Genomic DNA, 16,029 nt, shown 5'->3' on the forward strand with positions numbered 1-16,029 from the left:
CCCGCAACACCACCTGACGACCACCTACTGCCACACCACCTGAAAACCACCTCCGTACACCCACCCACCACACCCCAAAGGGACAGCATGACCACCACCTACGAACCCGCCTCCGGCACCGCGCTGGAGGGCAAGGTCGCCATCATCACCGGTGGCGCCTCCGGTATCGGCGAGGCCGTCGGCCGGATCTTCGCGGCCAACCGGGCCAGGGTCCTCCTGGTCGACATCGACGGCAAGCGGCTCCAGCAGGTCGTCGGCTCCATCCAGTCCCAGGGCGGCAGCTGCGTGGGCATCGAGGCCGATGTCACCGAGGAGGAGCAGGTCCAGGGCTTCTTCCGGACCGCCATGGAGGAATGGGGGCAGGTCGACCTCCTCGTCAACAGCGCGGGCCGCGACTCGCTCTCACCCCCGGTGACCGAGGTGACGCTGGAGGAGTGGAACAAGACCATCGGCCCCAATCTGACCGCGGTCTTCCTGTGCTGCCGCGAGGCGTTCCGCATCATGGAGCGGCAGTCCACCGGCGGGCGCGTCATCAATATGGGATCGTCCTCGGCCCGATTGGCATCCGGCCCCGGCCACAGCCCCTACCGCGCCTCCAAGCACGGGATGATGGGATTCAGCAAGAACATTCTCCTTGAGGGCAAGGAGAAGAACATCGGTGTGACGGTGATCAACCCGTCCCACGTCAAGACCCCGATGACCGAGATCATCGACAAGGGCCTGTACGACGGCGACATCCCCGCCTACCTCGACGGCTGGCTGGACGACAAGGAGCTCGCCGAGGGCATCCACGCCAGCTGCATCGACGTCGACAACGTCGCCGAGGTCTCCCTCTACGTGGCCACGCGCACGCCCGACGTCACCATCCCGCAGATCGCGCTCTACCCGACGCACAAGGCACACCGCTACGGCATGGAAGTCTGAGGCGGACCGAGCGATGAAGGCAGCAGTACTGCGATCCGAGGGCGTCCTCACCCTCACCGACATCCCCGCCCCCGCGCCGGTGGGCGACCGCTCCGTCCTCGTCCGCGTCGGCGGTGTGGGCGTCTGCGGCTCGGACGTGCTGAGGTACGGCCGCGGGAAGGCGTATCACTATCCGCTCGTCCTGGGCCATGAGTTCTCCGCCGTGGTCGAGGAGGCCCCGGAGGGAAGCCGCTTCCGCCCGGGGGACCGTGCCGCGGTCTTCCCCCTCCTGCCCGACCCGGCGGATCCGATGACCCAGATCGGCGAGTACGCCGTGGGCTCCGGCTACGACTACTACGGGTCGCGGCGCGACGGCGCCATGGCCGAGTTCCTCCACGTGCCCGAGGCCAATCTGGTGCCGGTGGCGCGGGACGTGCCGCTGGTGCACGCCGCCATGGTGGAGCCCGCCGCGGTCGCCCTGCACGCCATGCTGAAGTTCCAGCTGCCCGCCCACGCCACCGCGCTGGTGATCGGGGCGGGGCCCATCGGGGCGCTGGCCGCCCAGTGGCTGCGCATCCTGGGCGCCGACGAGGTGTACGTGGCCGATGTGGACGAGCGCAAGCGCGCCGTCATGGCGGACCTCGGCTTCCCGGTGATCGACGCGTCCGCCGGGGACACGGTGGACACGGTCCGGGAGCTGACCGGCGGCCGGGGCGTGGACTGCGCGGTGGAGGCGAGCGGTCTGCCCGCCACCCTCGTCCAGGCCATCACCGCGGCGGCCCGGCTCGGCCAGGTCATGCTCCTGGGCGACATCTCCGGTGACCTCACCCTGCCGCGCGCCCTGGTCTCCTCGATCCTCCGCCGTGAGCTGCGCGTCTACGGCACCTGGAACTCCAGGATCACCCCGGCCGGGCGCAGTGAATGGGACATGGTGGTCCACCATCTGGGCCGCGACCTGAAGGTGGCGCCACTCATCAGCCACACCCCGAGCCTGGAGGAGGCACCGGCGATGTTCGCCGACATGCTGGAGCGCCGCACCTGGTACAACAAGGTCGTCTTCGCGGTCTCCGACCAGGCCCAGGCCGAGCTCATCCGGCCCGGTGTCGTCGGAGGTGCGGCATGAGGGCCGCCGTTCTGCGCCGACCGGGGGAGCTGGCGGTCGAGGACGTGCCCGAGCCCACCGTCGTCGGCGACGACCTGCTGGTGCGGGTCCGGGCGGCCTCCATCTGCGGCACCGACCTGCGCATCTTCAAGCACGGCCACTTCAAGATCCCGGACGGGCGACGCCGGGTGCTGGGCCACGAGGTGGCGGGGGACGTGGTGGCGGCCGGGCCGCGGGTGTCCGCGTTCCACCCGGGCATGCGGGTCACCGTCACCCCGAACGTGGGCTGTGGCCGCTGCGACATGTGCCGCCACGGCTACAACAACATGTGCCCGGACTACGAGGCGTTCGGCATCACCATCGACGGCGGCTTCCAGGAGCTGCTGCGGGTGCCCGGCTTCGCCCTCCAGCGCGGCAACGTCTTCGAGATACCCGATGGTGTCTCGTACGCCGAGGCGGCCCTGGTGGAGCCGTTCTCCTGCTGCTACAGCGGGCAGCGCGGGCTGCGGGTGGGCCCGGAGGACGTCGTGGTCATCACCGGCGCGGGCCCCATCGGCGCGTTCCACGTGCTGCTCGGCAAGCTCGCCGGGGCCCGGAAGGTGATCATCTCCAACCGCGGCCGCCCCCGTCTGGACGTCGCCGCCCGGCTGGGTGCCGATGTGTGTGTCGGGGTCCGCGAACAGGACCTGGCCGAGGTGGTGCGCGAGCACACCGGCGGCCGGGGCGCGGACGTGGTGATCACGGCCGTGTCCGACCCCCAGGTGCAGGCGCAGGCGGCCGAACTGCTCGCCCCGCACGGCCGGCTCAACTACTTCGCGGGCCTCGGCGCCGCGCGGACCATCCCGCTCGACACCAACGCGGTGCACTACAAGGGCCTCACCCTGACCGGGACGACCGGCTCCACCAACGGCGACTACGGCCGTTGTCTGCGGCTGGTCGGCGAGCGCCGCGTCGATCTGTCACCCCTGGTCAGTGAGGTGTTCCCACTGGAGAAGATCCACGATGCCTTCGGCTACGCGGCCTCCGGGGCCGGAATGAAGGCCATGGTCGCGCTTCACGGCGACCCCCACGCCACCACATCGGGCCCCGCGGTCCCGGCGGAAGACAGGTGACCCCATGACCCACCGCTATGTCATGGCCTTCGACGCCGGTACCACCAGCATCCGGGCCATCCTCTTCGACAAGGCGGGCGACATCGCCGCGGTCGCCAGCCAGGAGTTCCCGCAGATCTACCCCCAGCCCGGCTGGGTCGAGCACAACCCGCTCGACATCTGGAACACCCAGGTCACCGTCGCCAAACAGGTGCTGGCCCAGGCCGAGTGCGGCTCCGAGGACATCGCCGCCATCGGTGTCACCAACCAGCGCGAGACGGTGGTGATCTGGGACCGCGCCACCGGAGAGCCCGTGCACCACGCCATCGTGTGGCAGGACCGCCGCACCGCCGCGCTGTGCGAGGAGCTCAAGGCCCGCGGCCTGGAGGAGTACGTCAAGCGGACCACCGGGCTGATCATCGACGCCTACTTCTCCGCCACCAAGGTGAAGTGGATCCTCGACAACGTGCCCGGCGCACGGCAGCGCGCCGAGCGCGGCGAGCTCGCCTTCGGCACCGTCGACTCCTGGCTGATCTGGAACCTCACCGGCGGCGCCGCACACGTCACCGACTACACCAACGCCTCGCGCACCATGCTGTTCGACATCACCCGTCTTGACTGGGACCAGCGGCTGCTCGACGAGCTCGACATCCCCCGTGCGATCCTCCCCGAGGTGCGCCCCACCAGCGAGGTCTACGGCCACACCGAGGAGTCGGTGCTGCTCGGCGCCCGGATCCCGGTCGCCTCGGCCGTCGGCGACCAGCAGGGCGCGCTGTTCGGCCAGGCGTGCTTCGACCCGGGCTCGGTGAAGGCCACGTACGGCACCGGGGCCTCGCTGGTCCTCAACACCGGCGACAGCCCCGTCTTCAGCGGCAGCGGCATGCTCACCACCATCGCCTGGGGCGTGGACGGCGGCGTCGAGTACGCCCTGGAAGGGCTGATCTTCGTGGCCGCCGCCTCCATCCAGTGGCTGCGCGACGAGCTCCAGATCGTCTACGACGCCGAGGACACCGAGTACGCCGCCCTCAACGTCCCCGACACCAACGGCGTCTATGTCGTACCGGCCTTCGTGGGGCTCGCCGCCCCGTACTGGGACCAGTACGCGCGGGGCGCCATCCTCGGACTGACCCGCGGCGCCAGCCGCAAGCACGTCATCCGGGCCACGCTGGAGTCCATCGCCTACCAGATCCGCGACGTCATCACCTGTATGGAGGCCGACTCGGGCCTCACCACGCGGGAGATCAAGGTCGATGGCGGGGCCACCGCCAACAACTTCCTCATGCAGTTCCAGGCCGACATCCTCGACGTCCCCGTGCTGCGCCCCACCGTCATCGAGTCCTCGGCCCGTGGCGCGGCCTTCCTCGCCGGGCTCGCCACCGGGTTCTGGAAGGACCGGGACGAGCTGTCCGGCACCTTCCGGCTCGAGCGCCGCTTCGACTGCGCGATGGACCGGGCGCGGGCCGACCGGCTCTACGCGGGCTGGCAGAAGGCGGTGGGCTGCGCCCGGGACTGGGAGGAGCACTGACCCGGCCGCCCACCCGGCCCTCAACCCCGCACGGCCGCTCGAAGGAGAACTGACATGCCGCGGACGTATCACGCCGCCGCCAGCCCGACGATGTACTTCATCGGCGTCACCACCACCAAGTCCTCCATCATGAAGGTCTTCCCGGCGTGGGCGCGCGAGCTGAGCCTCGACGCCGTCATCGAGGGCATCGACCTCCCGCTGGACGACACCCCCGAGCACTACCGGGAGGTGGTCGACTTCATCAAGCACGACCCGCACTCGCTGGGCGCGCTGGTCACCACCCACAAGCTCAACCTCTACAAGGCCGCCCACGACCTGTTCGACGGCGTCGGCCACGAAACCGAGCTGCTGGACGAGGTCAGCAGCGTCTCCAAGCGCGGCGACCAGCTGTGGGGCCACGCCATGGACCCCGTCACCAGCGGCCTGGCCCTGGAGGCCATCGTGCCCGACGGCTACTGGTCCCGCACCGGGGGCGAGCTGCTGCTGCTCGGCGCGGGCGGCTCCTCGCTCGCCCTCACCCTGTACCTCCACAACCGCGCGGCGGCCGGTGGCGACGTCCCCTCCCGCATCGTGGTCACGGGCCGCCGCGAGGCCCGGCTGCGCGAGATGCGCGACGTCCACGAACGCCTCGGCTTCGCCATCCCCGTCGACTACCGGCTCGCCCCCGAGCCGGGCGACAACGACGCACAGCTGCGCACACTCCCGCCCGGCTCCGTCGTGGTCAACGCCACCGGACTCGGCAAGGACCGGCCCGGATCCCCGCTCACCGACGCCGCCCGGTTCCCCGCCGACGCCATCGCCTGGGACTTCAACTACCGCGGCGACCTGGTCTTCCTGGACCAGGCGCGGGCCCAGCGGGACGCCTCCGGGCTGGGCGTGGTCGACGGCTGGCTGTACTTCATCCACGGCTGGACCCGGGTCATCGCCGAGGTCTTCCACATCGACATCCCCACCCACGGCCCCGTCTTCGAGCGGCTGTCCCGCATCGCCCGCGACGTCACCAAGGAGCACGCATGAGCACCACCGCCCCCCGCCCCGCCGTCGTCACCGACTTCAGCCTCGTCACCGGACTCTCCCGGACCAGGAAGCCGCTCCAGCGCCGGATGTCCGCCATGGCCGGGATGTACGCCGACCAGCGGGCCGCGGAGCGCCTGGCCGAAGAGGACGTCCTGGTCTACGAGTTCTTCGACATGGGCGTCCCCCAGAGCTCCGGTGAGGTGGCCTACGGCACCAGCATCACCTACCCGGGCAAGGTCGGTGACGAGTACTTCATGACCAAGGGCCACTTCCACTCCGTGCTCGACACCGCCGAGATCTACTACTGCCTGCGCGGCCGGGGCCTGATGATGATGGAGAACCCCGAGGGCGATGTGCAGTGGCAGGAATTCACCCCCGGCCAGGGCGTCTACGTCCCCGGCCGGTACGCCCACCGCTCCATCAACACCTCGCCCGACGAGCCGCTGATCACCTTCTTCGCCTTCCCCGGCCACGCCGGACACGACTACGGCACCATCGAGTCCAAGGGCTTCCGCAAGATCGTGGTGGAGCGCGACGGCGCCCCGGCGGTCGTGGACAACCCGAAGTGGGCGCGGTGACGAACCGGATCGCCGTGACGCCACGCTCGCTCTCCCAGGGTGGCCACCCCGCGCTGGCCGCCCTGGAGGCGGCGGGCTACGACCTGCTGTTCCCGACCCCCGGCCGCCAGCCCACCCGCGAGGAGCAGCTGCGGTTCCTGCCCTCGTGCGTGGGCTATCTCGCCGGGGTCGAGCCGATCACCCGCGAGGTGCTGGCCGCGGCCCCCGGCCTCAGGGTCATCAGCCGCAACGGCGTCGGAGTCGACTCCGTCGACCTGACCGCCGCCGCCGAGCGGGGGGTGGCCGTCGAGACCGCGGCCGGGGCCAACGCGCAGGGCGTCGCCGAACTCGCCATCGCCCTCATGCTCGCCGGGCTGCGCCACATCCCGCCGCAGGACACCGCGCTCAAGGCCGGCCGCTGGCAGCGGATCGAAGGCCGGGAGGTGGCGGGGCGCACCCTCGGGGTCGTGGGGTGCGGGCAGATCGGCCGCAGGGTGGTCCGGCTCGGCCTCGGGCTCGGCATGTCCGTACGCGCCTTCGACGCCTTCCCCGACCCGGAGTTCACCCCCGCCGGGGACTTCTCGTACACCACGATGGAGGACCTGCTCGCCGGCGCGGACGCGGTGACCCTGCACTGCCCGCCCGCGGAGCGGCCACTGATCGACAAGGCCGCCCTCGCGGCCATGCGGCCCGGCGCCCATCTGGTCAACACCGCCCGCGCGAGCCTGGTGGACGACGGCGCGGTCCTCGACGCCCTCGAGGACGGCCGGCTCACCGGGTACGCCACCGATGTGTACGACCAGGAGCCGCCGGAGCCCCAGGAGCTGCTCCACCACCCGCGAGTGATCTCCACACCCCATATCGGGGGGTACACCGGGGAGAGTGTGGAGCGCGCCACCCGCGCGGCCGTGGAGAATCTGCTACGGGTACTTACCGTCCCTTCCTGAGACCACGGAGCGAGTCATGGCTGTCCCGGCGGACGAGGCCGGCAATGTGCTGCACCTCATCACCAGCAAGCTGCCCTACCTACCGGGCGCCCTGCGCCAGATCGGCGAGTATCTGCTGGCCCACCCCCGGCAGGCGCAGTCGATGACCATTTCGCAGCTGGCCTCGGCGTGCGGGGTGGCCGAGTCGACGGTCTCCCGGTTCGTCCGCGAGCTGGGCATGGACAGCTATCACTCGCTCCGCCTCAGCCTCGCCGAGGCCACCTTCGCCACCCGGTCGGCCGCCGCCGGCCGGGACGAGGAGTTCGTCTACGAGGGCATCCTCCGCGGCGACGAGCCCCCCGCCATCGTGGGCAAGATCGAGCGCAGCAGCCGTCAGACGCTGGCCCAGACCGCCAAGCAGGTCAGCGGCGACGCCATCAGCCGGGCCGTCGATCTGCTGCACGAAGCGGACGCGGTGGTGTTCTGCTGCATGGGCTCCTCCAGCATCGCCGCGGAGGAGGGGGTCATGCGGTTCACCCGCGCGGGCAAGAAGTGTCTGCTCTACCGCGACCAGAGCGTGCAGGTCATGCTGGCCACCATCCTGACGCCCCGGGACGTGCTCATCGGCATCAGCGACTCCGGCAAGTCCACCGCGATCGTGGACGCCATGCGGCTCGCCCGGCAGACCGGGGCCACCTCCATCGGCATCACCTCCGTCCAGGACAGCCCGCTGGCGGAGCTCAGCGATGTGCCGCTGTTCACCTCCAACGTCGCGGGGGAGGGGCTGTACGGGGAGTCCGTCACCTCGAAGTGGGGCCAGCTGCTGCTGATCGACATCCTCTACGCCACCTACGCCGCCCGCCACTTCGACGACACCCTCCACCACCTCAAGGAGACCTACGAGGCGGGCATCCGCCACTCCCGTTCCCCCGGAAGCCCGCCGGTGGAGGGCTGACCAGCGGGGCCGGTCACCTGGACACGATGTGCAGGACCGCCGTGCCGTCCGCCCCGGCGGCCATCAGGATCACCACGGCGCCCGGCTGAGCGGCCGGCCGCGTGGTGCTCACCCTTCCGCACACGTTGCTGCTGCCGTGGTCGCGCAGCACGGTGAGGCACCCCTGGCCGGGGCCGCTCGCCCCGCCCCGGGAGCGGTTGTTGCCCGACTTCACCGTGTATGTGACCTTGTTCGGACCGATCTCGTCCACGGTCAGCGTCGCCGGACCGGCCGGGCCCTTGAAGCGGACCGTCACCCGCTCGGACACCACGATCTCGCAGTCGCCGTCCGCGCAGGCGCCGACGTCACGCCCGTCCGCCGCCGACGCCGACGCCGACGGTTTCGCCGGGGCCCCGGGATCGCCGGAGGGGCTGCCCGAGGGCTGTGCGGAACGGGACTCCGACGGGTTCCCCCGGTGCGGGGGCGCCCCGTCGGTCGTGTCCGACCCGCCGCAACCGGCCACGGTCAGGGCGGTCAGCACCGCCATCATCACCGCCGCCGTACGACCTGATCCCGGCTGATGCGCTCGCGCCCCGCGCGTTCCACGTACCGATGTCATGGTGGTCATCATGACCGGTGTCCCGGCGTGCCAGGGTGCGACATTCCGTCACGGGGCCGGTCAGGGGGCGAGTTGGCGGCTGATGATGAGCCGCTGGATCTGGTTGGTGCCCTCGAAGATCTGCATGATCTTCGCTTCGCGCATATAGCGCTCCACGGGGAAGTCGCGGGTGTAGCCGTACCCGCCGAAGACCTGGACGGCGTCCGTGGTCACCTTCATGGCGGCGTCGGTCGCCGTCAGCTTGGCGACGCTGGCCTGACGGGTGTACGGGCGTCCGTGGTCACGGCGGCGGGCCGCGTCCAGATAGGTGGCGCGCGCGGAGTCGACCGCGGCGGCCATGTCGGCCAGCAGGAAGCCGAGCCCCTGGTGGTCGATGATCCTGCGGCCGAAGGCGGTGCGTTCATGGGCGTAGCCGACCGCGGCGTCCAGGGCGGCCTGGGCGAGCCCGGTGGCGCAGGCGGCGACGCCCAGCCGGCCGGAGTCCAGGGCTTGGAAGGCGATATGGAGCCCTTGGCCCTCGCCGCCGATGAGCCGGTCGGTTTCGAGGAGGGCATCGTCCCAGAAGGCGGAGGTGGTGGGGATGGCGTGCAGACCCATCTTCTCCTCGGGCCGGCCGAAGCTGAGGCCGTCGGTGTGGCCGGGCGCGAAGAAGCAGGAGATGCCGTCGCTGCCGGGGCCGGTGCGGGCGAACAGGGCGTAGAAGTCCGCCTTGCCGCCATGGGTGATCCACGCCTTGGCGCCGTTGATCCGGTAGCCGTCGGGGGCCTTCTCGGCGCGGCAGGTCAGGGCCGCCGCGTCGGATCCGGCCTGGGGCTCGGACAGGCTGTACCCGCCGATGAGCCGGCCGCCGAGGATGTCCTCCGCCCAGCGTTCGCGCTGCCCGGCGGTGCCGAACGTGAGCAGGGGGAAGGCCGCGAGGGTGTGGACGCTGGTGGCGATGGCGACGGCGGCCCAGCGCGCGGCCAGCTCCTCCAGCACCTGGAGGTAGACCTCGTAGGGCTGGCCGCCCCCGCCGAACTCCTCCGGGTAGGGCAGACCCAGCAGCCCGGCGTCGCCCAGCAGGCGGAACAGGCCCTCGGGGTAGGTCTCGGTGCGTTCGTGCTCGTCGACGCGGAGGGCGAGCTCCTTGTCGGCGATCTCGCGGACGAGGTCGAGCAGATCCTCGGCCTCACGGGTGGGAAGCAGACGGTCGACGGGCATGAGGGGCGCTCCTGTGCTGCGGACGGGGCGAGGCGGTGTGCCGAGGGCCGGGGTCAGACGGAGACGGCCGCGGGGGCGTCGGCGGTGGCGGTCAGATCGTCCAGGGCCGCGCGGGCCGTGGCGCGGAACTCCTCGACCCGGGCCAGCTTGATGTCCTCGTAGCCGCGGACGGCCTCGACGAGCCGCACCAGATCCTCCACGGCCGCGGCGTTGCCGGGCGTCAGCCGGGCCAGGGCGTCGCTGACCAGGCGCGGGTACTCCTCGATCAGCGCCCGCTCCTGGCGGCGGACCTCGGCGTATCCGAAGAGGTCCAGCCGGGTGCCCCGCAGCCGCCGCAGGGCGCGGAGGAGCGAGAAGAGGGCGGGGGCGGTGCGGCGGAGCCGGATCTTGCGCTTCATGCCCAGCGCGCGCAGCGCCGGAGGGTGCAGCAGGACGGACACGTCGGCATCGGCACCGAACTCGTCCGCGACCCTGGCCCGTTCCACGGTGTCCAGATGCAGCCGGGCCACCTCGTACTCGTCCTTGTAGGCCATGAGCTTGTGCAGCCCCTCGGCGTAGGCGACGGCGATGCGCTCGCCCGCCTCGTCACCGGCCCGCCGCCGGGCCGTCGCGGCCACCCGCTCCACCTCGGTGGCGTACCGCTCGGCGTAGGCCCGGTCCTGATAGGCGATCAGGTCGGCGGTGCGCAGGGCGACGGTGTCCTGGAGCGTTCCGGGCCCGGCGGCGGTGGCCGCGACGGTGCGCGCCTCGGGTGTGACCTCCAGGACCGGCCGCTCCGGTGCGGCCAGCGCACGCCGTACGGCCTCGGGGTCGAGGGCGGCGGCGCGCCCCCAGCGGAAGGCCGCGAGGTTCTTCTCCACGGCGGCGCCCAGGCGGATCGCGCCCTCGATGGCGTCTTCCGTCAGCGGGACGCAGCCGCGCTGGAAGGCGGCTCCCACGAGGAGCATATTGGTCGGCATGTGGTCGCCGAACAGGGCCTCGGCCATGCTCTGCGCGTCGAGGTAGAGGTTGTCCCCGGGGCGGGTGGCCGACTCGATCCGCTCCAGGGCGTCGTCCGGGGAGCCGGGCACGACGACCCGGTTGGTCACCATGGCCGCGGTGGGGACGATGGCGGAGTTGACGACGGCGATGGTGTGGCCGGGGCGGGCGATGCGCAGATTGGCGTCGGCGGCAGCCCCGAGCAGATCGAAGCCGATGAGCACGTCCGCGGTGGCGCGGGAGGCGCGCACGGCACCGGTGACCGGAGTGGCGGAGATCCGCACGTCACTGACGACGGGTCCGCCCTTCTGGGCCAGCCCCGTCTGTTCCAGTCCGGCCGCGTAGCGGCCGTCGAGATGGGCGGCCCGCTGGAGCATCTGTGAGACGGTCACGACGCCGGTGCCGCCGATGCCGGGCATCCGCAGCAGTGTGCTGTCCCCGGCCACCGCCGGAGTGGGCGCGGCCAGCGCAACGGGCGGCTGGGGGATCGCACGGGGCCGCTCGCCCTTCGCCTTCGCCTTTGCCTTCGTCTTCGCCTTCTTCGGCTCGACGAGGAGGAAGGAGGGGCAGTCGCCCTTCAGGCAGCTGAAGTCGGAGTTGCAGGACGCCTGGTGGATCCGGGTCTTGCGGCCGAAGGTGGTGTCCACGGGCTGCACCGACAGACACGTGGACACGTCCCCGCAGTCGCCGCAGCCCTCACAGACCCGCTCGTTGATGACCACCTTCTCGGCGGGGGTGGGCAGCTGACCGCGCTTGCGCAGCCGGCGCTCCTCCGCGGCGCAGCGGTCGTCATGGATGAGCACGGTCACGCCGTCGGTGGCGGCCAGCTCCTTCTCGGCCTCGGGCAGATCGTCGCGGTGGCGCACCGTGGCGATCGGGTCGAGGCGTACACCGCGGTAGTCGGCCGGTGCCGCGGTGGTCACCACGACCCTCCGCACACCCTCCAGGGCGAGCCAGCGGGTCAGCGCCGGGACGTCCAGCCGCCCCTCCGGCCGCTGACCGCCCGTCATCGCGACGGCGTCGTTGTAGAGGAGCTTGTACGTCATGGTCACGCCCGCGGCGACCGCCGCGCGGATGGCCAGGGAGCCGGAGTGGTGGAAGGTGCCGTCACCGAGGTTCTGCACGAAGTGCCGGTCGTCGGTGAACGGGGCCAGGCCGATCCACTGCGCGCCCTCGCCGCCCATCTGGGTCAGCCCGATCTGGTGGCCGCGGCCCGCGCCATCGAGGGCGATCATGGCGTGGCAGCCGATGCCCGCGCCGACGAGGGTGTCATCGGCGGTGCGGGTGGAGGTGTTGTGCGGGCAGCCGGAGCAGAAGTAGGGAGTGCGCGCCGACACGGTGGGCAGCGCGATCCGGGGCGCGGGCGGCGGTGCCAGCGAGGCCAGCCGGGCGGTCGCGGTCCGCGGCAGCCGGTCCTGGCCGATGCGCTGGGCCAGGGCCTTGGCCACGTCCTCGGCGCCGAGGGTGCCGCGGGCGGTGAGCAACGGACGGCCGTTCTCGCCGCGGCGGCCGACCACCACGGGCGCGTCGGCGCTGCCGTACAGGGCCGCCTTGAGGTGCCCTTCGAGGAAGGGCACCTTGTCCTCGACCACCAGGACCTGGTCCAGATCGCCGGTCATGGCCACCAGGTCCTCGTCGCAGAGGGGGAACGGCATCGCCAGCCGGATCAGCCGGATACCGAGGGCCTCCATGTCTGCCTCGCCGATACCGAGATCGGCCAGGGCGCGCCGCACCACGGCGTACGAAGTACCGGACGCCACCACGCCCAGGGTGGCGTGCGCGGCGCTGAAGGTGATGCGGTTCAGCCCGGCCTCGCGGGCGTAGGCGCGCGCCAGGTCCAGCCGGCGGGTGAGCATGTCGTGCTCGGCGTCCAGGGACGCGGGGCCGACCAGGGTGGGCGGCGCGCCGCGCGGGGCGGCGGGCGGGGCGGGGATGTCGGGCCGGAGCGCGTCCAGGTCGACGACCGCCGAGGCGTCCGCGATATCCGCGACGATCTTCAGCCCGGCCCAGAGGCCGGTGACCCGGGACAGGGCCACGGCGTGCAGCCCAAGTTCGAGGATCTCGGGTACGGAGCCGGGCGCGAGCAGGGGCATGGCCAGGCTCTGGCACATCGGCTCGCAGGAGCTGGGCACGGTCGAGGACTTGCTCCCGGGGTCGTCGCCGATCCAGGCCACCGCGCCGCCCAGCGCCGCCGTACCGGCCACCGTCCCGTGCCGCATCGCGTCGGCCGCGCGGTCGAGACCGGGGTTCTTGCCGTACCAGAACCCGGTCACCGCCTCGTGGCGGCGTCCGGGCACCTGTCCCAGCAGCTGTGTCCCGGCCACGGCGGTGGCGGCCAGCTCCTCGTTGAGCCCGGGCCGGAACACCACACCGGCGGGGTCGAGGAAGCGGCGTGCCCGGTCCAGCTCCAGATCGACTCCGCCCAGCGGTGAGCCCGGATAGCCGGAGACGAACGCGCGGGTGTCCAGGCCGCGCGCCTCGTCCAGCCTGCGCTGTTCGAGGGTGAGCCGGACCAGGGCCTGGATGCCGGAGATCAGCACACGGCCGCCGCGGGCCGTGTAGGGGTCGTCGAGCGAAACCGCGGCGGGGTCGGTGCTCACGTGAGCCTCCTCGGCGTATCTGGGGTCCGGCTCAAGGACAGCAACACCCACCGGAGGAGCACAAGTAACTTGCGGCCGATCCGGGAGAAGACGCAAACTGCCGAAGATATTCGCGGTGCCGACTAAAAGAGTTTGCGCGCGCTGTGGGGCCGCACGGGCGTGCGCGGCGCGGAGTGGAGGGCCGATGCCCGAGTTCGACGATGTGGACCGGCAGTTGCTGCGCATGCTGCGCGAGGACGGGCGGCGCACCTTCTCGGAGATGGCACCCGAGGTGGGACTGTCGGTGGCCGCGGTCAAGCGCCGGGTGGACCGGCTCAAGGACACCGGGGTGATCAAGGGCTTCACGGTGCAGATCGACCACACCAAGCTCGGCTGGGGCATCGAGGCGTTCGTGGAGCTGTCCTACACCGGTACGACACCGGTCGGGGAGATCGTCCGCACCTGCTACACGGTTCCCGAGGTGCAGGCCGTCTTCACCATCGCTGGTGACCCCGACGCGCTGGTGCACGTCCGGGTGCGGGACATCGAGCACCTTCAGCAGGTCATCGACGGTCTGCGGCGCGTCGGCCTGGTCACCGGAACCAAGACGCTGATGGTGCTGGGCTCGTGGACACGCCACGCCTGACCCAGGGGGTGCCCGACGGATCCTGACGCCTGCGGCGGGCCGCTCCCCTCCCCGCCCCTTCCCACAACGGGGGCTCCGTCCCAGACCCCTGGCCGGGGGCGAAGCCCCTGCCATGCGGCTCCGTCGCATGGTCCGCCGGACACTCCTAGGAGCGCTCGGGGCCCTCTTCTCCTTCATCCGCGGCGAGGTTCTTCTCGACCTTCGTGAGGATCCTGGCGAAGGCCTCGCGCTCCCCGTCGTCGAGCCCGTCCAGGATGTGCTCCTCCAGCCGCGCCCAGGTCTCCGCGACCTTGGGCCGCAGGGCGTAGCTCCGCTCCGAGGCCCGGACGAGCATGACGCGCCGGTCCTGCGGATCGCGGGCCCGGGTGACATGCCCGCCCTGCTCCAGCCGCCGCAGCATCAGCGTCACCGTCGACGGGTCCAGGTCGAGCGCCCTCGCCAGCTCCGACTGCCGGACCGGCCCCGCGTCCCACAGGGTCATCATCAGGAATTCCTGGCCGGAGCAGAGACCGGTCGGGCGCAGCAGCCTGCCCCCGGCGAGGCGGTGCAGGCGGGACACCCGCGCCAGGGTCTGACTGACGTGGCCGCCGGATCCGGCCTCCGTGGCGCCGGTGGGCCCGACCTCCGTCGCGCCGATGTGCGGGAGCTCTGTGGTCATGGGGCAAGGCTATCGTGGCCGACCAATCATTGGCCACCCAATGAATGGGTTATGGTGGCTCCGCCGCGAGGTCATTGGCTGCCCAATGATCCCGTTGCCGACTGTTGTGCGTCCTCGACCGTCATGCCCCATCGACCCCGGGAGCCGTTGTGTCCACACCCTTCGAGCCGATCGACCTTGCCGGGCTGCGGCTCCGCAATCGCCTGGTCATGCCCGCCATGGGCCGTGCCCGTGCCTTCGGGCCCGGCAATACGGCCACCGAATCCATGGCCACGTACTACGCACAGCGGGCCACGGCCGGGCTGATCATCACGGAGGGGTCACAGCCGTCCGTGGTCGGCCAGGGCTTCCCCCACACCCCGGGGCTGCACAGCGCCGAGCAGATCGCCGCCTGGCGCCGCGTCACCGACGCGGTGCACGCCGAGGGCGGGACGGTCTTCGCCCAGATCTCGCACGTCGGCAGGGTCGGCGACCCCGGCCTGCTGCCCGAGGGGCTGGTCCAGGTCGCCCCCTCGGCCGTCGCCGCACCCGGCAGGCTGTTCACCGTCGACGGGATGAAGGACTTCACCACCCCGCGCGAGCTGACCTCCCAGGAGGTGCGGGAGACGATCGCGGACTTCGCCCAGGCGGCACGCAACGCCGTCGAGGCGGGGTTCGACGGGGTCGAACTGCACGCCGCCTACGGCTACTTGATCCACCAGTTCCTGGCCCCCAGCTCCAATCTGCGCACCGATGAGTGGGGTGGATCGACCGAGGGCCGGATCCGGTTCGCGGTCGAGGTGGTCGCGGCCGTGTCGGCGGTCATCGGAGCGCGCCGCACGGGGATACGGATCTCGCCCGGGATCCGTTACAACGGCATCGAGGAGCCCGACCTCGAGGCCACCTACGTCCAGCTGATCCGTCGCCTGAACGGGACCGGCCCCGCCTATCTGCACCTGGTCGAGGACTCCCGCGAGCTGACCGGCATCCTCCGCAAGGAGTTCTCGGGAACCCTCATCCTCAACCCCGCGACGGACGGGTTCACCAGCGAGGAGGAGCTGGCGCTCATCGAGGACGGCACGGCCGACATGCTGTCCTTCGGGGCGCTCTTCCTCGCCAACCCGGACCTGCCGGCCCGGCTGCGCGCGGGCGGGCCGTACAACACACCGGACGGGACGACCTACTACGGCGGCACCGACAAGGGGTACATCGACTACCCGAAACTGAACGGCTGAGGGGGTGCGCGAGGCCGCTCAGGGCGTGTGGGTCACGGTGAACCGCTCGACGGCGTCCCGCAGTTCGCGCTCGCGCCGCG

Annotated in this window: 14 protein-coding genes; 10 read left to right on the forward strand and 4 right to left on the reverse strand. The window is 71.6% G+C overall.

The annotated features are described in order from the left end of the window. The first annotated feature begins 87 nt into the window (after positions 1-87). From ABD329_RS07430 to ABD329_RS07465, 8 genes are read left to right on the forward strand one after another with little or no spacing between them, the layout of a single operon-like run. Complete coding sequence (locus ABD329_RS07430; RefSeq protein ID WP_198277767.1) at positions 88-924, forward strand: SDR family oxidoreductase; 837 nt, start codon at positions 88-90, stop codon at positions 922-924. Positions 925-937: 13 nt separating this feature from the next. Next, positions 938-2,026 carry a galactitol-1-phosphate 5-dehydrogenase gene (locus tag ABD329_RS07435; protein WP_198277768.1) on the forward strand — a complete coding sequence of 363 codons (1,089 nt, stop codon included), beginning with the start codon at positions 938-940 and terminating at the stop codon, positions 2,024-2,026. Continuing rightward, positions 2,023-3,117 (forward strand): zinc-dependent dehydrogenase, encoded by a 1,095-nt coding sequence (locus tag ABD329_RS07440; RefSeq protein WP_198277769.1) that lies wholly within the window; start codon positions 2,023-2,025, stop codon positions 3,115-3,117. Before ABD329_RS07435 ends, ABD329_RS07440 begins: the two co-directional genes overlap by 4 nt. 4 nt (positions 3,118-3,121) lie before the next feature. After that, positions 3,122-4,621, forward strand: a complete 1,500-nt coding sequence (glpK, locus tag ABD329_RS07445) for a glycerol kinase GlpK (RefSeq protein WP_198277770.1) — start codon at positions 3,122-3,124, stop codon at positions 4,619-4,621. 54 nt (positions 4,622-4,675) lie between these two features. Next, the gene (locus ABD329_RS07450) at positions 4,676-5,638 is read left to right on the forward strand and encodes a shikimate dehydrogenase (protein ID WP_198277771.1); all 963 of its coding nucleotides are present in this window, start codon (positions 4,676-4,678) and stop codon (positions 5,636-5,638) included. Continuing rightward, complete coding sequence (locus ABD329_RS07455) at positions 5,635-6,216, forward strand: glucose-6-phosphate isomerase (protein WP_198277772.1); 582 nt, start codon at positions 5,635-5,637, stop codon at positions 6,214-6,216. Before ABD329_RS07450 ends, ABD329_RS07455 begins: the two co-directional genes overlap by 4 nt. Then, positions 6,213-7,142, forward strand: a complete 930-nt coding sequence (locus ABD329_RS07460) for a phosphoglycerate dehydrogenase (RefSeq protein WP_198277773.1) — start codon at positions 6,213-6,215, stop codon at positions 7,140-7,142. Before ABD329_RS07455 ends, ABD329_RS07460 begins: the two co-directional genes overlap by 4 nt. 16 nt (positions 7,143-7,158) lie before the next feature. Continuing rightward, positions 7,159-8,076 (forward strand): MurR/RpiR family transcriptional regulator, encoded by a 918-nt coding sequence (locus ABD329_RS07465; RefSeq protein ID WP_198277774.1) that lies wholly within the window; start codon positions 7,159-7,161, stop codon positions 8,074-8,076. Positions 8,077-8,089: 13 nt separating this feature from the next. Here the strand turns inward: ABD329_RS07465 and ABD329_RS07470 are convergent, their stop codons facing one another. Genes ABD329_RS07470 through ABD329_RS07480 form a run of 3 tightly spaced genes read right to left on the reverse strand, consistent with a single transcriptional unit; the run spans position 8,090 to position 13,452 of the window. After that, on the reverse strand, positions 8,090-8,674 hold the full coding sequence (locus ABD329_RS07470; protein WP_246618536.1) for a hypothetical protein: 585 nt from the start codon (positions 8,672-8,674) through the stop codon (positions 8,090-8,092). A 60-nt stretch (positions 8,675-8,734) separates the two neighbouring features. Continuing rightward, complete coding sequence (locus ABD329_RS07475) at positions 8,735-9,874, reverse strand: acyl-CoA dehydrogenase family protein (RefSeq protein ID WP_198277775.1); 1,140 nt, start codon at positions 9,872-9,874, stop codon at positions 8,735-8,737. Positions 9,875-9,927: 53 nt separating this feature from the next. Beyond that, positions 9,928-13,452 carry an indolepyruvate ferredoxin oxidoreductase family protein gene (locus ABD329_RS07480; protein ID WP_344316119.1) on the reverse strand — a complete coding sequence of 1,175 codons (3,525 nt, stop codon included), beginning with the start codon at positions 13,450-13,452 and terminating at the stop codon, positions 9,928-9,930. A 184-nt stretch (positions 13,453-13,636) separates the two neighbouring features. Between ABD329_RS07480 and ABD329_RS07485 the strand changes: the two genes are divergently transcribed. Continuing rightward, complete coding sequence (locus ABD329_RS07485; protein WP_037961940.1) at positions 13,637-14,077, forward strand: Lrp/AsnC family transcriptional regulator; 441 nt, start codon at positions 13,637-13,639, stop codon at positions 14,075-14,077. Positions 14,078-14,222: 145 nt separating this feature from the next. On the opposite strand, the gene ABD329_RS07490 is transcribed toward ABD329_RS07485, so the two are convergent. Next, positions 14,223-14,735 carry a MarR family winged helix-turn-helix transcriptional regulator gene (locus tag ABD329_RS07490; RefSeq protein WP_198277280.1) on the reverse strand — a complete coding sequence of 171 codons (513 nt, stop codon included), beginning with the start codon at positions 14,733-14,735 and terminating at the stop codon, positions 14,223-14,225. Between the two features lie 149 nt (positions 14,736-14,884). Here ABD329_RS07490 and ABD329_RS07495 point away from each other — a divergent pair, with 149 nt between their 5' ends. After that, positions 14,885-15,949, forward strand: a complete 1,065-nt coding sequence (locus ABD329_RS07495; RefSeq protein WP_198277281.1) for an alkene reductase — start codon at positions 14,885-14,887, stop codon at positions 15,947-15,949. The last annotated feature ends 80 nt before the right edge of the window (positions 15,950-16,029 follow it).

The sequence above is a fragment of the Streptomyces javensis genome, from assembly GCF_039525925.1.
GTDB classification, from domain to species: Bacteria; Actinomycetota; Actinomycetes; order Streptomycetales; family Streptomycetaceae; genus Streptomyces; species Streptomyces asiaticus.